At 70.3% G+C, this 17416-nt stretch carries 14 protein-coding genes; 5 read left to right on the plus strand and 9 right to left on the minus strand.

What is annotated here, in order from left to right:
• The 3 genes from SLNSH_RS08605 to SLNSH_RS08615 all read right to left on the minus strand — a co-directional run.
• A partial coding sequence (locus tag SLNSH_RS08605) for a dipeptide/oligopeptide/nickel ABC transporter permease/ATP-binding protein (protein ID WP_146140225.1) occupies nucleotides 1-1771 on the minus strand: 1771 nt, incomplete at its 3' end.
• The gene (locus tag SLNSH_RS08610; RefSeq protein WP_106336276.1) at nucleotides 1768-2694 is read right to left on the minus strand and encodes an ABC transporter permease; all 927 of its coding nucleotides are present in this window, start codon (nucleotides 2692-2694) and stop codon (nucleotides 1768-1770) included. The genes SLNSH_RS08605 and SLNSH_RS08610, both read right to left, overlap by 4 nt.
• Nucleotides 2695-2717: 23 nt before the next feature.
• Nucleotides 2718-4244, minus strand: coding sequence for an ABC transporter substrate-binding protein (locus tag SLNSH_RS08615; protein ID WP_106336277.1), 1527 nt, complete (start codon nucleotides 4242-4244; stop codon nucleotides 2718-2720).
• A gap of 226 nt (nucleotides 4245-4470) precedes the next feature.
• On the opposite strand from SLNSH_RS08615, the gene SLNSH_RS08620 reads away from it, so the two are divergent.
• Nucleotides 4471-5364 (plus strand): LysR substrate-binding domain-containing protein, encoded by an 894-nt coding sequence (locus SLNSH_RS08620; protein WP_106336278.1) that lies wholly within the window; start codon nucleotides 4471-4473, stop codon nucleotides 5362-5364.
• Between the two features lie 89 nt (nucleotides 5365-5453).
• A complete protein-coding gene (locus SLNSH_RS08625; RefSeq protein ID WP_106336279.1) occupies nucleotides 5454-6566 on the plus strand; it encodes a glycosyltransferase family 4 protein in 1113 nt (370 codons plus the stop codon).
• A 21-nt stretch (nucleotides 6567-6587) separates the two neighbouring features.
• On the opposite strand, the gene SLNSH_RS08630 is transcribed toward SLNSH_RS08625, so the two are convergent.
• From SLNSH_RS08630 to SLNSH_RS08645, 4 genes are all read right to left on the minus strand, one after another.
• The gene (locus SLNSH_RS08630) at nucleotides 6588-7865 is read right to left on the minus strand and encodes an O-antigen ligase family protein (protein ID WP_106336280.1); all 1278 of its coding nucleotides are present in this window, start codon (nucleotides 7863-7865) and stop codon (nucleotides 6588-6590) included.
• A complete protein-coding gene (locus SLNSH_RS08635) occupies nucleotides 7862-9394 on the minus strand; it encodes an undecaprenyl-phosphate glucose phosphotransferase (protein ID WP_106336281.1) in 1533 nt (510 codons plus the stop codon). The genes SLNSH_RS08630 and SLNSH_RS08635 overlap by 4 nt, the downstream gene beginning before the upstream one ends.
• Nucleotides 9395-9472: 78 nt before the next feature.
• The gene (locus SLNSH_RS08640; protein ID WP_106336282.1) at nucleotides 9473-10600 is read right to left on the minus strand and encodes a glycosyltransferase family 4 protein; all 1128 of its coding nucleotides are present in this window, start codon (nucleotides 10598-10600) and stop codon (nucleotides 9473-9475) included.
• Between the two features lie 8 nt (nucleotides 10601-10608).
• Entirely contained in the window at nucleotides 10609-11166 is a 558-nt protein-coding gene (locus SLNSH_RS08645; RefSeq protein WP_106336283.1) for a polysaccharide biosynthesis/export family protein, read from the minus strand.
• Between the two features lie 152 nt (nucleotides 11167-11318).
• Between SLNSH_RS08645 and SLNSH_RS08650 the strand changes: the two genes are divergently transcribed.
• Nucleotides 11319-13547: a GumC family protein gene (locus SLNSH_RS08650; protein ID WP_106336284.1), complete on the plus strand. Its 2229-nt coding sequence runs from the start codon at nucleotides 11319-11321 to the stop codon at nucleotides 13545-13547.
• Between the two features lie 24 nt (nucleotides 13548-13571).
• Here SLNSH_RS08650 and SLNSH_RS08655 read toward each other — a convergent pair whose 3' ends face one another.
• Entirely contained in the window at nucleotides 13572-14747 is a 1176-nt protein-coding gene (locus tag SLNSH_RS08655) for a GNAT family N-acetyltransferase (protein ID WP_158266724.1), read from the minus strand.
• A gap of 248 nt (nucleotides 14748-14995) precedes the next feature.
• Between SLNSH_RS08655 and SLNSH_RS08660 the strand changes: the two genes are divergently transcribed.
• Entirely contained in the window at nucleotides 14996-15943 is a 948-nt protein-coding gene (locus SLNSH_RS08660; RefSeq protein WP_106336457.1) for a polysaccharide deacetylase family protein, read from the plus strand.
• Between the two features lie 21 nt (nucleotides 15944-15964).
• Here the strand turns inward: SLNSH_RS08660 and SLNSH_RS08665 are convergent, their stop codons facing one another.
• On the minus strand, nucleotides 15965-16180 hold the full coding sequence (locus tag SLNSH_RS08665) for a DUF2842 domain-containing protein (protein WP_106336286.1): 216 nt from the start codon (nucleotides 16178-16180) through the stop codon (nucleotides 15965-15967).
• Between the two features lie 148 nt (nucleotides 16181-16328).
• Here SLNSH_RS08665 and SLNSH_RS08670 point away from each other — a divergent pair, with 148 nt between their 5' ends.
• The gene (locus SLNSH_RS08670) at nucleotides 16329-17411 is read left to right on the plus strand and encodes a COX15/CtaA family protein (protein ID WP_106336287.1); all 1083 of its coding nucleotides are present in this window, start codon (nucleotides 16329-16331) and stop codon (nucleotides 17409-17411) included.
• Nucleotides 17412-17416: the final 5 nt, after the last annotated feature.

A 17416-nucleotide genomic window follows, 5' to 3' on the forward strand; every position in this document is an offset into this window, starting at 1 on the left:
CCGCGCCCCCCGGCGCCGCGGCGCGCAGCGCCTGCGTGTACGGGTGCGCCGGCCGCTCGAGCACGCGCGCCGCGTCCCCGCGCTCCACCACCGCGCCCGCGTACATGACCGCGATCTCGTCCGCGAAGCGCGCCGCGAGCGCGAGGTCGTGCGTGACGATCATGATCGCCATCCCGCGCCGGCGCTGGATGTCGCGGAGGAGGGCGAGGATCTGGCGCTGGATGGTGACGTCCAGCGCGCTGGTGGGCTCGTCCGCAAGCAGGAGTTGCGGGTTCTGCGCCAGCGCGATGGCGATCACGATTCGCTGCTTCATGCCGCCGGAGAACTGGTGCGGATACATGTCCAGGCGCCGCTCGGGATCGGCGATGCCGACGTCGGCCAGCAGATCCACGCAGCGGCTGCGGACCGAGGCGGCGTCGAGGTCGGTCCCCACGCGGACGGCCTCGGCCAGCTGGGCGCCGACGGTCAGCACCGGGTTGAGGGCGCCGGCGGGGTCCTGGAACACGACCCCGATCCTGCGCCGGCGCAGGTCCTGGAGCGCGGCGGGCGAGAGCCCAACCGCGGGTTCGCCGGCGACCGAGATGGTCCCGGCCGTGACCGCCACCTGCTCGGGGTTGGCGAGGGTGGCGATGGCGCGGAGCAGCGTCGTCTTGCCCGACCCCGACTCGCCCACCACCGCCAGGGTGCGGCCGGGCTGGATGTCCAGGTCCACGCCGCGGACCACCTCCAGCGGCCCCGCGCCGGTGCGGAAGGCCAGATGCAGGCCGCGCACCGACACGGCCGCGGAAAGGTCGGCCTGCTTGGGGTCCAGCCCGGCGCCCGCCTGGTCGCGGCCGCGCAGAAGGGCCAGCCAGGAGCGGCTTCGGGCGACACGCCGGCTGGCGGGGTCGTACACGCTGCGCAGCGCGTCACCGAGCAGGTTGAAGGCCAGGGCCGACCCCGCGAGGAACAGGCCGGGGAACGTCGCCATGTAGGGATGGCTGCGGATATAGGAGCGGCTCTCGCCCAGCATGGTTCCCCATTCCGGGAAGGGCGGCTGCGTGCCGAGCCCCAGGAAGCCCAGTCCCGAGGCGGACAGGAGCGTGGAGGCGAAGAGCAGGGTGGAGAGCGTCAGCAACGTGCCGGAGATGTTGGGCAGCACGTGGCGCAGGATGATGCGCCCGGGCCTGGCGCCGAGCGCGGCCATGCCTTCCACATAGGGCTCGGCCAGGATGCTCAGCGTCACGGCGCGGGCCGTGCGGGCGAAGATCGGGACCGAGACCACGCCGACCGCGATGACGACGTTCTGGGTGTTGGCCCCCAGGATGGCCACGATGGCCAGCGCGAACACAATGTCCGGGAAGCTGAGCATCACGTCGACCGCGCGCATGACGAGCGTGTCCACCCAGCCGCGCCGCCACGCGGCGAGGACTCCGAGCGGCACGCCGATCACGAAGGCGAAGGCGACCCCGCCAACCCCCACCCCAAGCGTGGCGCGGGCCCCGACCAGGATGCGGCTGAACACGTCGCGGCCGAGCTGGTCCGTGCCGAACCAGTGGGCGGCCGATGGCGGCTTCAGGGTGAGCGCGAAGTTCTGCCGGAAGGGGTCCAGCGGCGCGAGCATGGGCCCGAAAACGGCGAGCAGGAGGTAGGCCGTCACCAGCGTCAGGCCGACCACGCCCTTGGGCTGCGACAGCAGCAGCCGCAATGTCGCCCAGCGCCGGCGCGGGGCCGGGCTTCCGGCGCGATCCGGAACCCCGGTCGCCCCGATGTTGTCCGCCGCGGCCGTCATGCCGTCCTCCCGTGGTCGCGGGTGCGCGGGTCGAGCCACTGGGTGATGAGGTCGGTCGCGAGGTTGATGAGCACGAAGAAGATCGCGAACATCAGGATCGTGTACTGGACGACCGGGTAGTCGGCCCGGGTGACGGCGTCGACCAGGAGGCGCCCCACGCCGGGGATGCCGAACACCGTCTCGGTCACCACGGAGCCGCCGAGCATGCCGCCGAACTGGACGCCGGCGACGCTCACCGCCGCGACCAGCGAGTTGCGCAGGGCGTGTCCGATGATGACGCGGGTTTCGCTGAGCCCCTTGGCCCGGGCCGTGTCTAGGTAATCCTTGCTCAACGCCTCCAGCAGGTTGGCCGTGATCAGCCGACTGAACATGGCCGTGGGCCGCGTGGCGACCACCAGGATCGGGAGCACGAAGTGCATCGGGGTCGCCGCTCCCGCGGCGGGAAGCCAGCCGAGATGGACGGCGAAGAGCCAGATGCACAGCAGGCCCAGCCAGTAGATCGGCATGGAGATCCCGGCCAGGGTGAGGACGGTGATCGCCGCCTCCGCGAGGCCGCCCTGCCGCATGGCGCAGACCACGCCCGAGATCGTGCCCACGACGAGGCCGAGCGCGAGGCCGCCCACCGCCACGACCAGCGTGTTGGGAAGCCGCTCGGCCAACTCCACCGCCACCGGCCGGTGGGTCCGGAAGGAGGTGGCGACGGACGGGTCCCACAGGCCCTTGATGAACAGGCCATAGCGGGTCATCACGGGCTGGTTCAGGCCCAGGAACTCGCGGATGCTCGCGACTTCCTCATTGGTGGCTCCCGGCCCCGCCAGCATCTGGGCGGGGTCGCCGGGGATCATGTCCATGAAGAAGAAGACGAGCAGCGAGACGATGAACAGGGTCGGAATGGCCTGGGCCAGGCGTCGGGGGATAGACATGGCCGGTCACCGGAGTTTGGGGGCTACTTCAGGGTGACCTTGTCGAACACCAGCGTCTCGTTGGGCTGGACTTCCAGGCCCTGAACCTTGTTGGCCACGCCGAGGGCCTGGGTCTGGTACCAGAGGAACACGAACGGGGCGTCGTCCCAGATGATCTTCTGGATCTCGCCGTAGATCTCCTTCTGCTTCGCCAGATCGGTCGTGCTCCGGCCCTCCGCCAGAAGTTCGTCCACCTTGGGATTGCTGTAGCCGGTGCGGTTGGCCCCGACGCCGGTCTTGAACAGGCGATAGAGCGTGTAGTCCATGCCGGCCGTGGCGCGACCGACCATGCCCATGTTGTCCGTGCGGGCTGCGGGATCGAGCCCGACCACCTTGCTCCACGTCCCGCGGTCCACGACGTTGGCGGTCGCCTTGACGCCGATCGCCTCGAACGAGCCGGCGAGCGCCTGGCAGACCTGGGCGTCCTTGATGTAGCGGCCCATGGGGCAGGTCATCGTGAGGGTGAGGGAGCCAGGCTTGTAGCCGGCCTCGGCCAGGAGTTTCTTGGCGCCCTCGGGGTCGAAGGGGATGGGCGCAAAGGTCCGGCGCAGTTCGTCCTGGGTGCCGGGGCCGACCATGCCAACGGAGGGTGTGCCGAGTCCGCCCAGGATGCCCTTGGTCATTCCCTCGCGATCCAGCGCCATGTTGAGCGCCTTGCGGACGCGCACGTCCTGCAACGGGCCGCGCAGCACCAGTTCCATGTTGATCGAGAACATGCTGGGCGGGTTGATGACCTTGGCGTCCTTGAGCGCGTTGATGGCGTCCATGGACTCGGGCGGGACGCGCTCGACGACGTCGGCCTCTCCGGTCTCCAGCAGCGCCATGCGGGCGCCGTCCTCCGGCACGACCGTGTACTCGATGGCCTTCAGGGTCGCGGGGAAATCGCCCGCGTAGTTCGGGTTGGGCACGAGGCGGAAGCTCTCGCCGCCGACGAATTTCTCGACCATGTACGGGCCGCTGCCGACCGGCTTGCGGCCGTATTCGGCGCCCATGGAGGCGACCGCCTTCACGTTGACGATGCTGGCGGCCGTGTTGGCGAGCAGCATGAGGACGTGGCCGTTGGGCTCGGACAGGTGGAACTCCACCGTGTCGTCGCCCACGGCCTTGGCCTGCCCGAGCGAGGCGTAGAGCCCGCGGTAGATGGAGCCGACCTTCTCGTCGAGCAGGCGGTTGAAGCTCGCGGCCACGGCGGCGGCGTCCAGCGGGTCGCCATTGCTGAACTTGCGGCCGGTCTTGATCTTTACGGTGAAGACCTTGCCGTCCGGCGACCAGGCGTAATCGGTCGCGAGGTTCTTCTGGATGTTGTTCTTGGCGTCCAGGCGGAAGAGCCCGTCCATCACGGCGAGGTCGACTCCGTTGGCGACCGGGAGGTCGTTGAAAGCCGGATCGAAAGTCGCGGGATCGGCGCCGACGGCCACCCTCAGCACGCCCTTTGGCTCGGCCAGGGCGGTGGACGCCATCATCGCGGCGGCGATGACGGTGGCGCAACGAACAAGACGCAGCTTCTCCATAGCCGTGGTTCCCCAATGCTAGTCGGTCGTTGATGTCCGCGGGGGATCAGCACTGCGCGAACCCCGGAACGGCTCCGGCGGCGCGGTTTCAGCCTGATGGGGCGCTGGCGCTCCGCTGATCGATCAGGGGCGGAGGACAGCGACTAAAGTAGGAGATACGAAACCCGGCATTGCCTCAAATCACTAATCTTCCCATAGTCATCACCCGTGGTTATGGCGTTCGGGCATGAACTACCGACAGGTGGAAATTTTCAAAGCCATCATGGACAGCGGCTCCATAACCGGCGCCGCTGACATTCTCCGGATCTCCCAGCCGGCCGTGACCAAAGCCCTCAGGCTCCTCGAACTCGACCTCGGGCTGCAGCTGTTCGTGCGCACGACGAAGGGCATCGCGGCGACCGACGAGGCCCGCGCCCTCTACGCCGAGGTCGAGCGCACCTATTTCGGCATGCAGAACCTCAAGCGCTTCGCCGGCGGCCTGCGGGACAGCAAGCAGGGCAGGGTGGTGGTGACCGCGATCCCGACGCTGAGCGTCGACTGGCTGCCGACCATGGCGGCGCGCTTCGCCAAGGCGCACCCGGGCGTCACGCTGTCGCTTTACTCGGACAATTCGGCCGACGCCGTCCGCCTCGTGGGGTCCGGGGAGATCGACATCGGCATCGCCCAGATCCGCAGCGAGGAAACCAACCTGTCCCGCCGCAAGCTGTTCGACCTGGAAGGCCTGATCGCCCTGCCGGCCGGGCACCGTCTAGGGGAGAAGGACAGCATCACGGCGGACGATCTGGCGGGCGAGCCCATCATCGCTCTGGGTCCGGCGGACGAATTCCGTCGCAGGCTCGTGGCCGCCATGGAGGCGGCGGGCGCGCCGCTCCGGTCGGTGATCGACGTCAGCCTCGGACTGACCGTCTGCGCCATGGTGGAGAGAGGCCTCGGCGTGGGGGTGGTCGATTCCGAGACGGCCCGGGTGAAGCGGACGGCCGACCTGGTGTTCCGGCCCTTCGAGCCGAAGATCCTCGTGCCGATCTACATGTTCCGGCAGCGCCAAAGGCAGGCCAGCAGCATCGCCGAAGCCTTCAGCGCCAGCCTGCAGCCTCCGCCCCCGTTCCGGATCGACGCGTGAACGCAACTCGACCCTCCCGGTTCGCGTAAGCAAATCGCAACCGCTCGTAGCTAGGATCGGATTTCGTCCGCATCTTCACCTGGGATCCGATGAACCTTTCCGCCTTCCTGCCGGCCTCCGGGCAAGACGCCCGCGAGAGCTCGCCGCCGCGTCCTGCCGCGGCGGGGGTGGGCGCGGGCAAGGTCGTGGTCAACACGCGGGCCGCGGTCTTCGAGACGGGCGGCCAGCAGCGCATGACCCTGGAACTCATGCAGCGCCTGCCGCAGCTCGACCGGCTGTCGCCGGCGCGGCCGCTGCGGGGCGCCAAGGGCCACCTCTGGGAACAGGCCGTGCTGCCGTTCCGCGCCGGAGGGCGCCTGCTGTGGTCGCCGTCGGCGACCGGACCGGTGGCCTATGCGCGCCAGATCGTGACCCTGCACGACATCGCCTTCTTCGACATCCCGGAGTTCTTCGCGCCCTCTTTCGTGCGCGCCTACCAGGCGCTGATCCCGCTGCTGCTGCGCCGCGCGACGCACGTGGTCACGGTTTCCGAGTTCTCCCGCGGCCGCATCATCGACCGCCTGGGCCTGCCCGAGGACAAGGTGAGCCTGATCTACAACGGCGTCTCGCCCCGTTTCGGGCCGCGGCCTCCGGCGGAGGTCGATGCCGTGCGCGCCCGCTTCGGGATCGCCGGGCGCTACCTCCTGATGCAGGCCACGTCGGACCCCCGCAAGAACCTGTCCCGGACTCTCGAGGCCTGGAGCGCGGTGGCGCAGCGGACGCCTGGCGACCTGGAGCTCGTCGTGTTCGGGCTCACCGGCCGCGCCCACGTGTTCGGCCGCCAGCAGGACCTCGCCGCCATGCCGCGCGTGCGTCACCTTGGCTTCGTGCCGGACGACGACATGGCCGCGCTGATGAGCGGGGCGGAGGCCTTCCTGTTTCCCTCGCTCTACGAGGGTTTCGGCCTGCCGATCATCGAGGCCATGCGCTGCGGCACGGCGGTCCTGACAAGCGAGGCCAGCTCCACTGGCGAGGTGGCCGGCGGCGCGGCGCTGCTGGTCGATCCCGCGTCGGCCGAATCCATCGGCCGCGGAATCGTCGCGCTCACCGAGGGGCAGGACCTTCGGGCCAGCCTCGTCGCCAGGGGCCACGAGCGAGCCGCCTGCTTCGACTGGGACGAAGCCGCGCGGGCCTATTCCAGGCTTTTCGACCGCTTCGCCTGAAATCGGCTCCGGCGGGCGCGATCAAGCGCTGACGGCAGCCGGCGAGCGCGAGGCGGCCCGCTCCCGGCTCGCCACGATCGCGAGGCCCCACAGGATCCCCATCAGCATCCAGAAATGCCGCCAGTGGTCGGTGTCGATCTGGAAGCCCTGCAGGATCTGCGGGAACAGGCAGGACCAGACCGCGATGGCGTCGCTCTGGACCCGCGTCCGCTGGAACACCAGCCGCCAGCCGATGGCGCAGGTGACCAGGATGATCGCCAGGTAGGAGATCCCGCCCAGCCAGCCGTAGGAGCTGAAGGCGAAGATGAAGACGTTGTGCGGGTTCTCGCCGAAGCGCTTGTCGAACTGCAGCGGGCCGAAGCCGTTCGGCAGGTCGAGCAGCATCGGGATCGAGCGCCGCTGGTTGCCGAAGCGGCCCGTCTCGCCTTGGTCGTAGCTCTGCAGGAGGACGCTGCGCTCCTCCACCATCTTGCCGATGGTCGGCACGGAGAGCGCCCCCAGGCCCGCGGCGACGACGCCGGCCAATCCGACCGCCGCCACGATGGCGATGCGCCGCCGCTGCGCCCAGCTCCGGGAGGTCAGCAGGTTCAGGCCCACCACCAGGATCAGGCTCAGCGCGTAGACGCCCCAGGCACCGCGGGAGAAGGAGATCAGCACCGCGAAGCTCAGCAGCCCGAGCGTGAGCAGGCTCACCCAGAGGCGCCGGGCGCGCCCGCACACCACCGCGTGGAACAGGAAGGTGGCCGCAACCGTCAGGAACGGCCCGAACACGTTCGGATCCTTGAACGGCCCGGACGCGCGGCTCCCGCCGAACTGGGTGAACACCGCGGAGAGCCCGGCCACGTTGAAGTAGCCCAGGACGCCCGCGACCGCCGCGAGCACGGCCGCCACGATTTGCGCCCGCTGGATCACGCGCAGGCGCGCCTCCGTGTGGTCCAGCATCAGCATGACGAAGAACATCGTCACGAACAGCAGGTAGAACGAGATCGCCACGAAGGTGATCGCCTTCGGGTCGTGCGTGAACTCGACGAGCGAGATCGCGCCGCCCAGGTTGAAGGCGGTCATCAGGCCCAGATAGGGCAGGGATTCGCGCGGCAGCTTCAGCCCCGTCGCCAGGAAGGCGAGGGCGGCCAGCACGAAGACGATCTCGAAGGGCGACGGCTCGATGAAGACGATGCAGCCCGAGAACACGAGCAGCCAGAGGATGCCGTTCTGCAGCGCCCGGACGGGGATCCCCCGCGCGGTCTGCGGGCGGACCAGGTCCGACCCGCCGGCGGCGGTCGCGGCCCCCAGGCTCAATACGCGTTCTCCGTCTTGGCGAGCGCGAAGGGCGTCGCCAGCAGGATGTAGAGGTCGAAGAACACGGACCAGTTCTCGATGTAGTAGAGGTCGTGCTCGACGCGCTTCTGGATCTTCTCGAAGGTGTCGGTCTCGCCGCGCCAGCCCTTGATCTGGGCCCAGCCGGTGATGCCGGGCTTCACCCGGTGCCGGGCGAAGTAGCCGTCGATGATGGCGTCGTAGCGCTGGTTCTCGGCGCTGGCGTTCACCGCGTGGGGGCGGGGGCCGACCAGCGACAGGTCGCCCTTGAGCACCACGTTGATGAGCTGGGGCAGCTCGTCCAGCGAGGTCTTGCGGATGAAGCGGCCGACGCGGGTCACCCGCGGGTCGCCCTTTGTCACCAGCCTGGACGCGGTGGCGTCCGACTGCTCGACATACATCGAGCGGAACTTGAAGACCTCGATCAGCTCGTTGTTGAACCCGTACCGGCGCTGGCGGAAGAACACCGGCCCCGGCGAATCGAGCTTCACCGCCAACGCGGTGAGCAGCATCACGGGCGCGAGCGCCAGGAGCAGCAGGCCACCGACGATCCGGTCGAACAGCCACTTGAACACCACGTCCCAGTCGGCGATGGGCCGGTCGGTGACGGCCAGCACCGGGACGGAGCCGATATACGAGTACGAGCGCGGCCGCAGGCGCAGCTTGCTCTGATGGGCCGAGAGGCGGATGTCCACCGGCAGCACCCACAGCTTGCGCAGCATGCTCAGGATGCGGTCTTCCGCCGTGATCGGGAGGGTGAAGATGACGAGATCGAGCTTCGCGCGGCGCACGAAGTCGACGAGGTCGTCCGTGGAGCCGAGCTTGGGATAGCCGGCCACGCTCTCGGGCGAGCGCTGCTCGTCCCGGTCGTCGAACACGCCCAGCACGCGCACCTCGGAATCGGCCTGCGCGTCGAGGGTGCGCAGCAGGCTCTCGGCGGCGGGGCCGCCGCCCACGATGGCCGTGCGGCGGTCGAGCAACCCGTCGCGCAGCATGCGCTTGACGACCAGGCGCACGCCGAGCCGCGACAGCAGGAGCGCGAGGAGGCCGTAGAGATACCAGGCTCCGAACCAGAAGCGGGAGATCTGGTCCCCCAGCTTGAACGCGAAGGCGAGCGCCAGGCCCACGAGGCATACCCCGGACCAGGCCGCCAGCACGCTCATGACGCGCGAGACTGCGCCCCGCAGGCTGGCGAGGTCATAGGCGTGGAGGTATTGCAGGGCCACCACCAGGCCCAGGGCGGAGCCGATCACCAGGGCGGCGTAGGGCGCGTCCGGCGCCAGGCCCGTCCGCAGGTACGCGGAGCGGAGCAGCAGGCCGCCGCCCACGAGAAGGATGAACTCGGTCAGTCCCACCAGTCCGGACAGGATGGTGGCGGACATGGCGGACCGGCGGGGATGGGACGCGATCGACTCGGCGACCGCGCTCATGGGCCGGCGGGGGCCCGGTCGCGGCGCCGCGGCGAGCCCGGCGTCGTGCCGCAAGAGATCGTCGATCCCGAGTTTCGCCATGTCCCTGCCAGGGCCGTCCGGCCCGCGCTCCTGCCCAAAATGCAGGCTGGACCATACGCAGGATCGCTGACGGAACCGTTAAACCCGGGCCAGCGCCTTGCGGTACGCGGCCTCGACGCCCGTCGCCATGGCCTCGATGGAGAAAGACTGCTCCACATGCCGCGCCAGGGCGGCGGCTTCGGCCATCCGCTCGTCATCGGACTTGAGCAGCATGGCCTCGATGGCCGCGGCGAGCGCGCCGGGGTCGTCCGGCGCGATCAGGCGGTCGCGATGCGGCCCCAGGATCTCCGGAACGCCGCCGACCCGCGTCGCCACCAAGGGCCGGTGGGCGGCCGCAGCCTCGATGACCACATAGGGCAGGGACTCGGCGCGGGACGGAACGGCCATGAGGCGACCCAGCCGGAAGGCCTGCCGAGCCGGCATGGGCGGGCGGAAGGAGACGGCCCGCAATTCGAGCCGCTGGACCTGGGCCCGGTAGGAGGCCTCGTCCGGTCCGGCGCCGACGAGAAGGGCCGAGGGCTCCCAGGGCAGCCTCGCCCGCAGCAGGGAGAGCGCGTCGAGCAGGGTGTCCACGCCCTTGAGGCGCCTGAACTCTCCCAGGAAAAGCACGTCGGCCGCGTCCGGGTCCTCGCCGACGGGCTCGAATTCGAATTCGGCAAGGCCGTTGCGCACCACGGTCGCGGCGTGCGGAGCGTCGCCGAGCATGGCCTCGAAGCGCTCCGCGACGAACTCGCTTTCGAAGGTGAATACGGAGGTACGCTGGGCCAGGGCGCGTTCGATCAACGTGTAGGCCCTGCCGGCCAGGCTGTCGGGTCCATAATGCGCGCTGCCGCCGTGCGGCGTGTAGATGCGGCCGACGCGCCGCCATCCGGCCGGGGCGAGGCGGCCATAGAAGCCGCCCTTGGCGCCATGGCCGTGCACGATGTCCGGCCGGGCGCGGAGGACGATGCGGCCCACCCGGGCGAGGGCGACCGCGTCGCCTGGCCCCGGTTCTCGAGGCATCGCGACGCGATGCAGTCCCAGGGCGAGCAGCGGCGAAAGCCGCCCGAGCGCCTCGTCCGCCCGGGGCGAGCCGCCGCTGTCGCAGATGATCCCCACGGCGTGCCCCGTCCGGGCCTGCGCCTCGGACAGGTCGAGCACATGCCGGAACAGCCCGCCCATCGGGGCGCGGAACACATGGACGATCCGGAGCGGAGCCTGGGCCATCCGGGCGCTTAGAACCACCGCTCGCGCACCATGATGGTGTCGCCGGGGCGGACCGGGAATGTCACGGGCACCGTGCCGGTGACCAGCCGTCCGCCGATCTGGCGGGTGATGTCGGCCTGGGTGCGCAGGGCCCGGGGCGAGAACCCGCCGGCGATGGCCACTGCGGTTTGCACCGTCATGGCGTTCACGAAGGGGTACTGGCCGGCCGTGGTGACCTCGCCGAGGATGAAGAAGGGGCGGTACTGCTCGACTTCCACCGACACGCGGGGTTCCCGCAGGAAGCCGTTGCGAAGTTTCGCTTCGATGGCGCGTTCGAGCTGGGGGGTGGTGAGCCCGCCCGCCTGCACCGGCCCGATCAAGGGCAGCGAGACCCGTCCGGAGCCGTCCACGGCGTAGCTGTTGGACAGGTTGTCCTGGCCGAACACGATGATGCGCAGGCGATCGCCGCTCGCCAGGGTGTAGGGCGCGTCCAGACCCTCGGCGAAACCTGCCGGAGGCGCGGCCTGCGGGGCGCAGCCGGCGAGAGCGGCGGCTCCGAGAAGGACGAGGAACTGGCGACGCGACATCGGGGACTCGCTGGGCAGGGCGGTCGACGGGCGATGTTGTGCGTCCCTATGGTTAATAAAGCCTAAGGATTGGCGGTCGCGCGCTTAACCACATCGAAACTCAACGGTGACCATGATTTATCAATCGTTCAGTCGACGCGTGAGGTGGAGTGATGGCGTACGCCGGGCCCGGACAAGCCGCAGGCGGCGACCTGGACGCCGGACAGATCTGGCGGGCGCTGAAGCGTCGCAGCGCCTGGATCGTCCTGCCGGTGATGATCGCCTGTGGCGGCTCCGCCTTTTTCGTCACCACGGCGACGCCGCGCTATACGGCCGACGCCCGGGTGCTTCTCCAGCCGGGCGACAACTACTACACGCGGCCGGGCTCCACCCCGGAGCGTGACTCCCAGATCCAGATCGACGAGCGCGAGGCCGCCAGCCAGGTGCTGGTGATCTCCTCGCGCGACCTCGCCAAGCGCGCCGTCGATCGCCTGGGTCTCCAGGGCAATCCCGAGTTCGACAGGAGCGCCTCGCTGTTCGGCGCGGCGACCAACCTTCTGGCTTCCCTGGGGCTGGTGCGCGCGAACGACTCCGAGCGGCTGATCGACCGCTTCGTGGAGCGCGTCACTGCTTTCCCGGTGGGCCAGTCTCGCGTGATCGCCATCGAATTCACGTCGCAAGATCCGGACCTTGCCGCCCGCGGCGCCAACACGGTCGCGGACATCTACTTGGAGATGCAGGAAGAGGCCAAGCAGCGCATCGCGCGCTCCGCGAGCAGCTGGCTCAACGGCGCCATCGAGCCCCTGCGCCAGAAGGTGGCCGACGCCGAGGCCAAGGTGGAGGCGTTCCGCGCCCAGGCCGGCATCATCATCGCCACCAACAACGCCACCCTCCAGCAGCAGCAGCTGGCCGAGCTGAGCACGCAGCTCAATCAGGTGCGGGCCGCCCAGGCTGACGCCCAGGCCAAGGCCAAGCTCCTGCGCGAAGCGCTGGCCAGCGGGCGCACGCTCGATATCTCCGAGGTGGCCAACAACGAGCTCGTGCGCAAGCTCGTGGCGGATCGCACCACGGCCAAGGCGCAGCTCGCGCTCGAGTCGCGTTCGCTGCTGCCCGGACATCCGCGAATCAAGGAGCTGCAGGCGCAGCTCGCCGACATCGACGCCCAGATCACGGCGGCCGCCAGCAAGGCGGTGCGCACGCTGGAGAACGACGCCCGCATCGCAGCCGGGCGGGTCGACGCGCTGGCCGCCGCCCTGGAGGCGACCAAGCAGCAGAGCATCGCCGCCGGCGAGAAGGAAGTGGAGCTGCGGGCCCTGGAGCGCGAGGCCAAGTCCCAGCGCGAGCAGCTCGAGGCCATGATGACCCGCTACCGCGAGGCCAGCGCGCGGGAGTCGAAGGAGGCGACCCCGCCGGACGCGCGCATCGTGCAGCGCGCCGATCCGCCGGTCTTCCCGTCCTTCCCCAAGAAGCTGCCCACCATCATCATCGCCACGCTGGCGACCTTCCTGGTCACCACGGTGGGCGTGGTGACGGCCGAGTTGCTGTCCGGGCGCGCCTTCACGGCCCCGGCCGCGCCTGCTCCCGCAGCCGAGCCGCTTGGCCGCGCCGTGGCCCGCGCCGACGAGGACCTGGGCTGGCAGCCGAAGCCACGCCGGAACCGGGAAGCCAAGTGGGAGCCGGATCCGGAGCCCGTCCCCCCCTCGGCTGCCCCTGTCGAGTCGGCCTTCGCCCGGGCTGTGGCGGCCGCCGAAGCCGCAGACCGCGACGACCTGGTTGCGCCGAAGGCGGCGCTGGCCGGAGAGGCCTCGGCCTCTGCGGTCGCCTGCCAGCAGGTGCAGGTCAGCGACCTGGCCCGCGAGGTCGAACTTGCGGCCCACGCGGCCTCGCCGTTCCGGTGCGTCTTCGTCCCAACGGCGGGCGCCTCGGCGCGCGACGCCGCGCTGACCGTCGGACGCAGCCTCTCGCGCACGCGGCGCGTTGTCCTGGTGGACGGCGACGCCACGTCCCAGGCGCGGGCCGGCGCAGGTTTCGCCGAGCTGGTCGCCGGGCAGGCGTCCTTCGTCCAGGTGATCCACCGTGACCCCGCGTCCCGGCTCCACCTGGTTTCCGCCGGCGCCTTGGACGCTTCAGCGCTTGTGGATCAGGCGCAGGGCCTGGAGCTGGCGCTGGGGGCCCTGGGACAGACCTATGACGGCGTTCTGGTCGCCGGGCCCTATCCCCGTGACGGCGCCCCCAGTCGCGATGCGCTCGAGGCGATGCTGGGCAACGCCGAACTGGCCGTGATCGTCGCCGGGCCGGGTGGCGCGCCGGCCGAAGTCGACGAACTCGCTCGCCAGTTCAGCCATTCCGGCCTGCGGACCGCCTGGCTTTCCTGGTGGCAGGAGAAGGGCGTGGCGGCCTGAGGCCGCCCGCCGCCTTCATGGCGGTCAGAAGCTGCTCACGAGCCGGAACGCTCTCCGCACGGTGCGCAGGACGCGGTCGTCGCGCTTCACCAGCTGCTTCACGCGCCCGGCGCCGCGCAGCGCGAAGGCGACCGCGTGCCCGAGCGGGGTGACCGGCGTGATCACGTCCACCCGCCGCTCCTGCTCCGGGCATACGTGCCGCTTGTAGCCCTCGTCCCCCATGCCGAGGTCGAATTCCGCCAGACCGCGGCTCAGGGCCGCCTGCGCCAGCTCCATCGTCAGCAACTCGCCGGGGCTCGATCGCATCAGGGCCGGGTCGGGCTCGAACGAGATGAAGGTTCCGCTGAGCCGGCGCCCGTCGCTGCAGCCGCCGAAAGTGGCCGCGATCCGGTCCCCGCAGCGAAGAGCGTAGAGCTCCAGGGCCGGGCGGCCCTGCCCGAGGCCCGACAGGGCGGCACGCCGGAGGAAATCCTGGGTCGCCGGGCACGCGAACGGGTTGCCCATGCCCCGCTCGGCGAAGCGGGCGGCGCGCTGGCGGAAAAAGGCCTCGAGGATCTCTTTCGCCTCAGCCGCGGTTTGCGCCCTGTGCAGCGCGGTGGGGCCGATCTCCTGGAGCCAGCGCTTCTTTTTCGCCAGCTTCTTGCGACTGTCCTTGCCGAGAAGGCGTCGCGCGAGCGCGTCCGGGCTTTCTCCGGCCTGGAGCGTCAGCGCGAAGGCTTGCTCCGCCTCACGGGCCCCGCCCAGGCAGGCGAGCGGATTGGCGAAACCTGCCCAGGCGACGGGCTGGGACCGCAGGTCGAAAGCGTCGACGCCAGGCAGGCTCTCTCCCATCGCGAACAGGAGGGCTGCGGCCCGTGTCGAGTCGAGGCGCGGGGCGAAGTCGGCCGCGTACACGCCCATGTTGGCGTTGCAGTGCTTCCCACCAGCGAAACGCGCCACCCTGGCGGGGCCGCTCGAATCGATCACCAGCGGAAACAGGGCTGCCGGACTGTCGCCAGGTCCATGAATCGTGACGATGGCCGGCTGCAGTCGACGCGCCTGGCCCACGGTCTCGTACCAGGCCGCGAGCCAGTCGTAACGCTGGTACGGGGTGCAAAGGCCTGTGGCCTCGAGCGCGCGCCACTCCGCCTCCGCGCGTCGCGGAAGGCTGTGGACCGCGATGCGGGTCCAGTCTGGGGACATGGCCAGGGCGGCGGACATGAGGCTCCTGCGTCGGCTGCTGGCGGACATTCGCCGCAGCCATGCGGGATGGTCAACGAAAGCTTTAAGCCAAGCTTAACGCGGGACCGGTAAAGATTTTGACCAGCAGCGAACGCTAAGTCGCTCGTAACCGGATAATCTACTTGGGGTTGAAGCATCAGGTTTTCGCTCACGCGCTCACGGTGCTGGGGCGATTGGGCGTCGCGCGGCGGACAGGACCCCGCCTGCGCGGTCTGGGCGCCATCCTCATGCTTCACCATGTCCGCCCCTGGATGGAGCGGGCCTACGCGCCCAACCGGCTCCTGGAGGTGACGCCCGCATTCCTGGACCAGGCGCTGGCGCACGCCGCCGAACTCGGATTCCGCTTCGTCACGCTGGACGAGGCGGTCGACCGGGTCGAGCGGGGCGGGGAGGGCGCGCCGGTGCTGGCGATCACCTTCGACGACGGCTATCGGGACAACTTGGAGTATGCGCTGCCGGTGCTGCGCCGCCACGGCGCACCCGCGACGGTGTTCGTCACGCCGGGATTCGCCGAGCGGCAGGTCGGCCTGTGGTGGTGCGACCTGGAGGGCGCGATCGGCCGGGCCGACCGCGTGCGGCTGTCGATCGGTGAAGAGCGCTTCGATCTGCCGGCAGGCGCAGCGGTTGAGAAGAGCGCCGCATTCGAAACCCTGTACTGGCGTCTGCGGGGGCTTCCCGAAGGGGAGATGCTCGCCGTCATCGGCCGGCTCGCGGCCGAGCAGGGGATCGACAGCCTGGCCACGACCGAACGGCTGTGCCTGGACTGGGACGGCCTGCGCCGCCTGGCCGCCGATCCGCTAATCGCGGTGGGCGCGCACACGATGACGCATCCGATGCTCGCCAAGCACGACGCCGCGGTCGCGCGAGCCGAGATCGCAGAGTCCAGGGCCGCCATCGAGCGCGAGCTCGGCCAGGCTGTGCGGCATCTGGCCTACCCGGTGGGGGATCCGACCTCGGCAGGGCCGCGCGAATTCGCCATGGCCCGCGAGCTTGGCTTCCGCAGCGCGGTGACGACCCGTCCGGGCATGCTCTTTCCGGAGCATGCCGGCGCCCTGACGGCGCTGCCGCGCCTGTCCGTGAACGGCCTGTTCCAGAACGTCGGGCAGTTCGAGGCCCTGCTGAGCGGCGTCCCCTTCTGGCTCTGGAATCGCGGCCGACGCCTCAACGTGGCCTGACGTCGGCGCCTGGGGGCGGCTTCACACGTCCTCGGGATCGGGGCGCTCCATCCACTTGATCAGCGGCATCAGCGGCAGCACCCAGGCAAGGCCGCCGACCACGTAGAACAGCGCCTGGGCGAGCTTGCCGGCGTCCCGGATCGTGCCCTGGGCCAGCGCCATGACGGCGAGGGCGTAGACGATGACGAAGACGATCATCGCCACCGCGCCGATGAACTTGCGCTGACGTCGCCGCATGCGGGTCCTGTCCGGTTGGTCGCCCTGCGGCGACGGCGGCCATTGTGGCCTGGAGCGGCGCGGACTATGTGTCGGCCCCATCGAGCGATCAAGTCCGCCGGCCCGGCGTTTTTCGCCGCGGCCAAGGCCGCCCCTCTGGGATGGGACCATGACCTATTCGGCAGTCGACCAGGATTTCGAGGCCGCGCGCGCCGCCGCGCCCGCCGCCCGGAACGTGCGCGCGATGCGGGCCGTCAGGATCTGGCTGTTCACCGTGGCGGCGCTGGTCTTCGCCATGGTCGTGGTCGGCGGCGCGACTCGCCTGACGGGCTCGGGCCTGTCCATCACCGAGTGGAAGCCCGTCACCGGCGCCCTCCCGCCCCTGACCGAGCAGGCCTGGAACGTCGAGTTCGACAAGTACAAGCAGATCCCCCAGTACGAGCTCGTCAACAAAGGCATGACGCTCGGCGAGTTCAAGGAGATCTACTGGTGGGAGTGGTCCCACCGGCAGCTGGGCCGCTCCATCGGCCTCGTGTTCGGCCTGGGCTTCGTCGCCTTCCTCCTTTCCGGAGCCCTGCGCGGGCGCCTCGCCCTGACCGTTGCGGGGCTCGGCGTCCTCGGCGGCCTCCAGGGCGCCATCGGCTGGATCATGGTGGCGTCGGGGCTGAAGCCCGGCATGACGGCGGTGGCCCCCGTCAAGCTGATGCTGCATCTCACGACCGCCAGCCTCATCTTCGCCGGCCTCGTGGCCGTCGCCTCCGGCCTCGGGCGCCGCGAGCGCGAGGCCACCACGCCCGGCGTGCGCCGCTTCGCGAGCGCCATGCTGGCGCTGGTCCTCGTCCAGATCGCGCTGGGCGGCCTCGTCGCCGGCGCCAAGGCGGGCCTGACCTTCAACACCTGGCCGCTCATGGACGGCCACTTCGTCCCGCCGCTCTCGGCGCTCTTCCTGCAGGCGCCGTGGTTCGAGAACCTCGTCGACAACCCCATGACGGTGCAGTTCAACCACCGCGTGGTCGCCTACGCGGTCGTGGCGCTCGCGCTCGCACAGGCGTGGGCCGCGCGGCGGAGCCAGCCGGGCTCCCCCGTGTGCCGGCGCGCCAGCGCCATCGCCGGCCTCGGGCTGGCGCAGGCCGGGCTGGGCGTCCTGACGCTGCTGGAGATGGTGCCCCTGCCGCTGGGCCTCGCCCACCAGGCCTTCGCCATGCTGGTGCTCGGCATGTCGGCGGTGCACTGGCGCCTGACGCGCGCCTGATCGGC

It is taken from the genome of Alsobacter soli (genome assembly GCF_003004785.1).
GTDB classification, from domain to species: domain Bacteria; phylum Pseudomonadota; class Alphaproteobacteria; order Rhizobiales; family Beijerinckiaceae; genus Alsobacter; species Alsobacter soli.

Excerpts from the sequence above, each read along its gene's own strand:
- SLNSH_RS08610 (WP_106336276.1), bottom strand. The coding sequence starts at position 2,694 with ATGTCTATCCCCCGACGCCTGGCCCAGGCCATTCCGACCCTGTTCATC.
- SLNSH_RS08615 (WP_106336277.1), bottom strand. The coding sequence starts at position 4,244 with ATGGAGAAGCTGCGTCTTGTTCGTTGCGCCACCGTCATCGCCGCCGCG.
- SLNSH_RS08620 (WP_106336278.1), top strand. The coding sequence starts at position 4,471 with ATGAACTACCGACAGGTGGAAATTTTCAAAGCCATCATGGACAGCGGC.
- SLNSH_RS08625 (WP_106336279.1), top strand. The coding sequence starts at position 5,454 with ATGAACCTTTCCGCCTTCCTGCCGGCCTCCGGGCAAGACGCCCGCGAG.
- SLNSH_RS08635 (WP_106336281.1), bottom strand. The coding sequence starts at position 9,394 with ATGGCGAAACTCGGGATCGACGATCTCTTGCGGCACGACGCCGGGCTC.
- SLNSH_RS08640 (WP_106336282.1), bottom strand. The coding sequence starts at position 10,600 with ATGGCCCAGGCTCCGCTCCGGATCGTCCATGTGTTCCGCGCCCCGATG.
- SLNSH_RS08645 (WP_106336283.1), bottom strand. The coding sequence starts at position 11,166 with ATGTCGCGTCGCCAGTTCCTCGTCCTTCTCGGAGCCGCCGCTCTCGCC.
- SLNSH_RS08650 (WP_106336284.1), top strand. The coding sequence starts at position 11,319 with ATGGCGTACGCCGGGCCCGGACAAGCCGCAGGCGGCGACCTGGACGCC.
- SLNSH_RS08655 (WP_158266724.1), bottom strand. The coding sequence starts at position 14,747 with ATGTCCGCCGCCCTGGCCATGTCCCCAGACTGGACCCGCATCGCGGTC.
- SLNSH_RS08660 (WP_106336457.1), top strand. The coding sequence starts at position 14,996 with ATGCTTCACCATGTCCGCCCCTGGATGGAGCGGGCCTACGCGCCCAAC.
- SLNSH_RS08665 (WP_106336286.1), bottom strand. The coding sequence starts at position 16,180 with ATGCGGCGACGTCAGCGCAAGTTCATCGGCGCGGTGGCGATGATCGTC.
- SLNSH_RS08670 (WP_106336287.1), top strand. The coding sequence starts at position 16,329 with ATGACCTATTCGGCAGTCGACCAGGATTTCGAGGCCGCGCGCGCCGCC.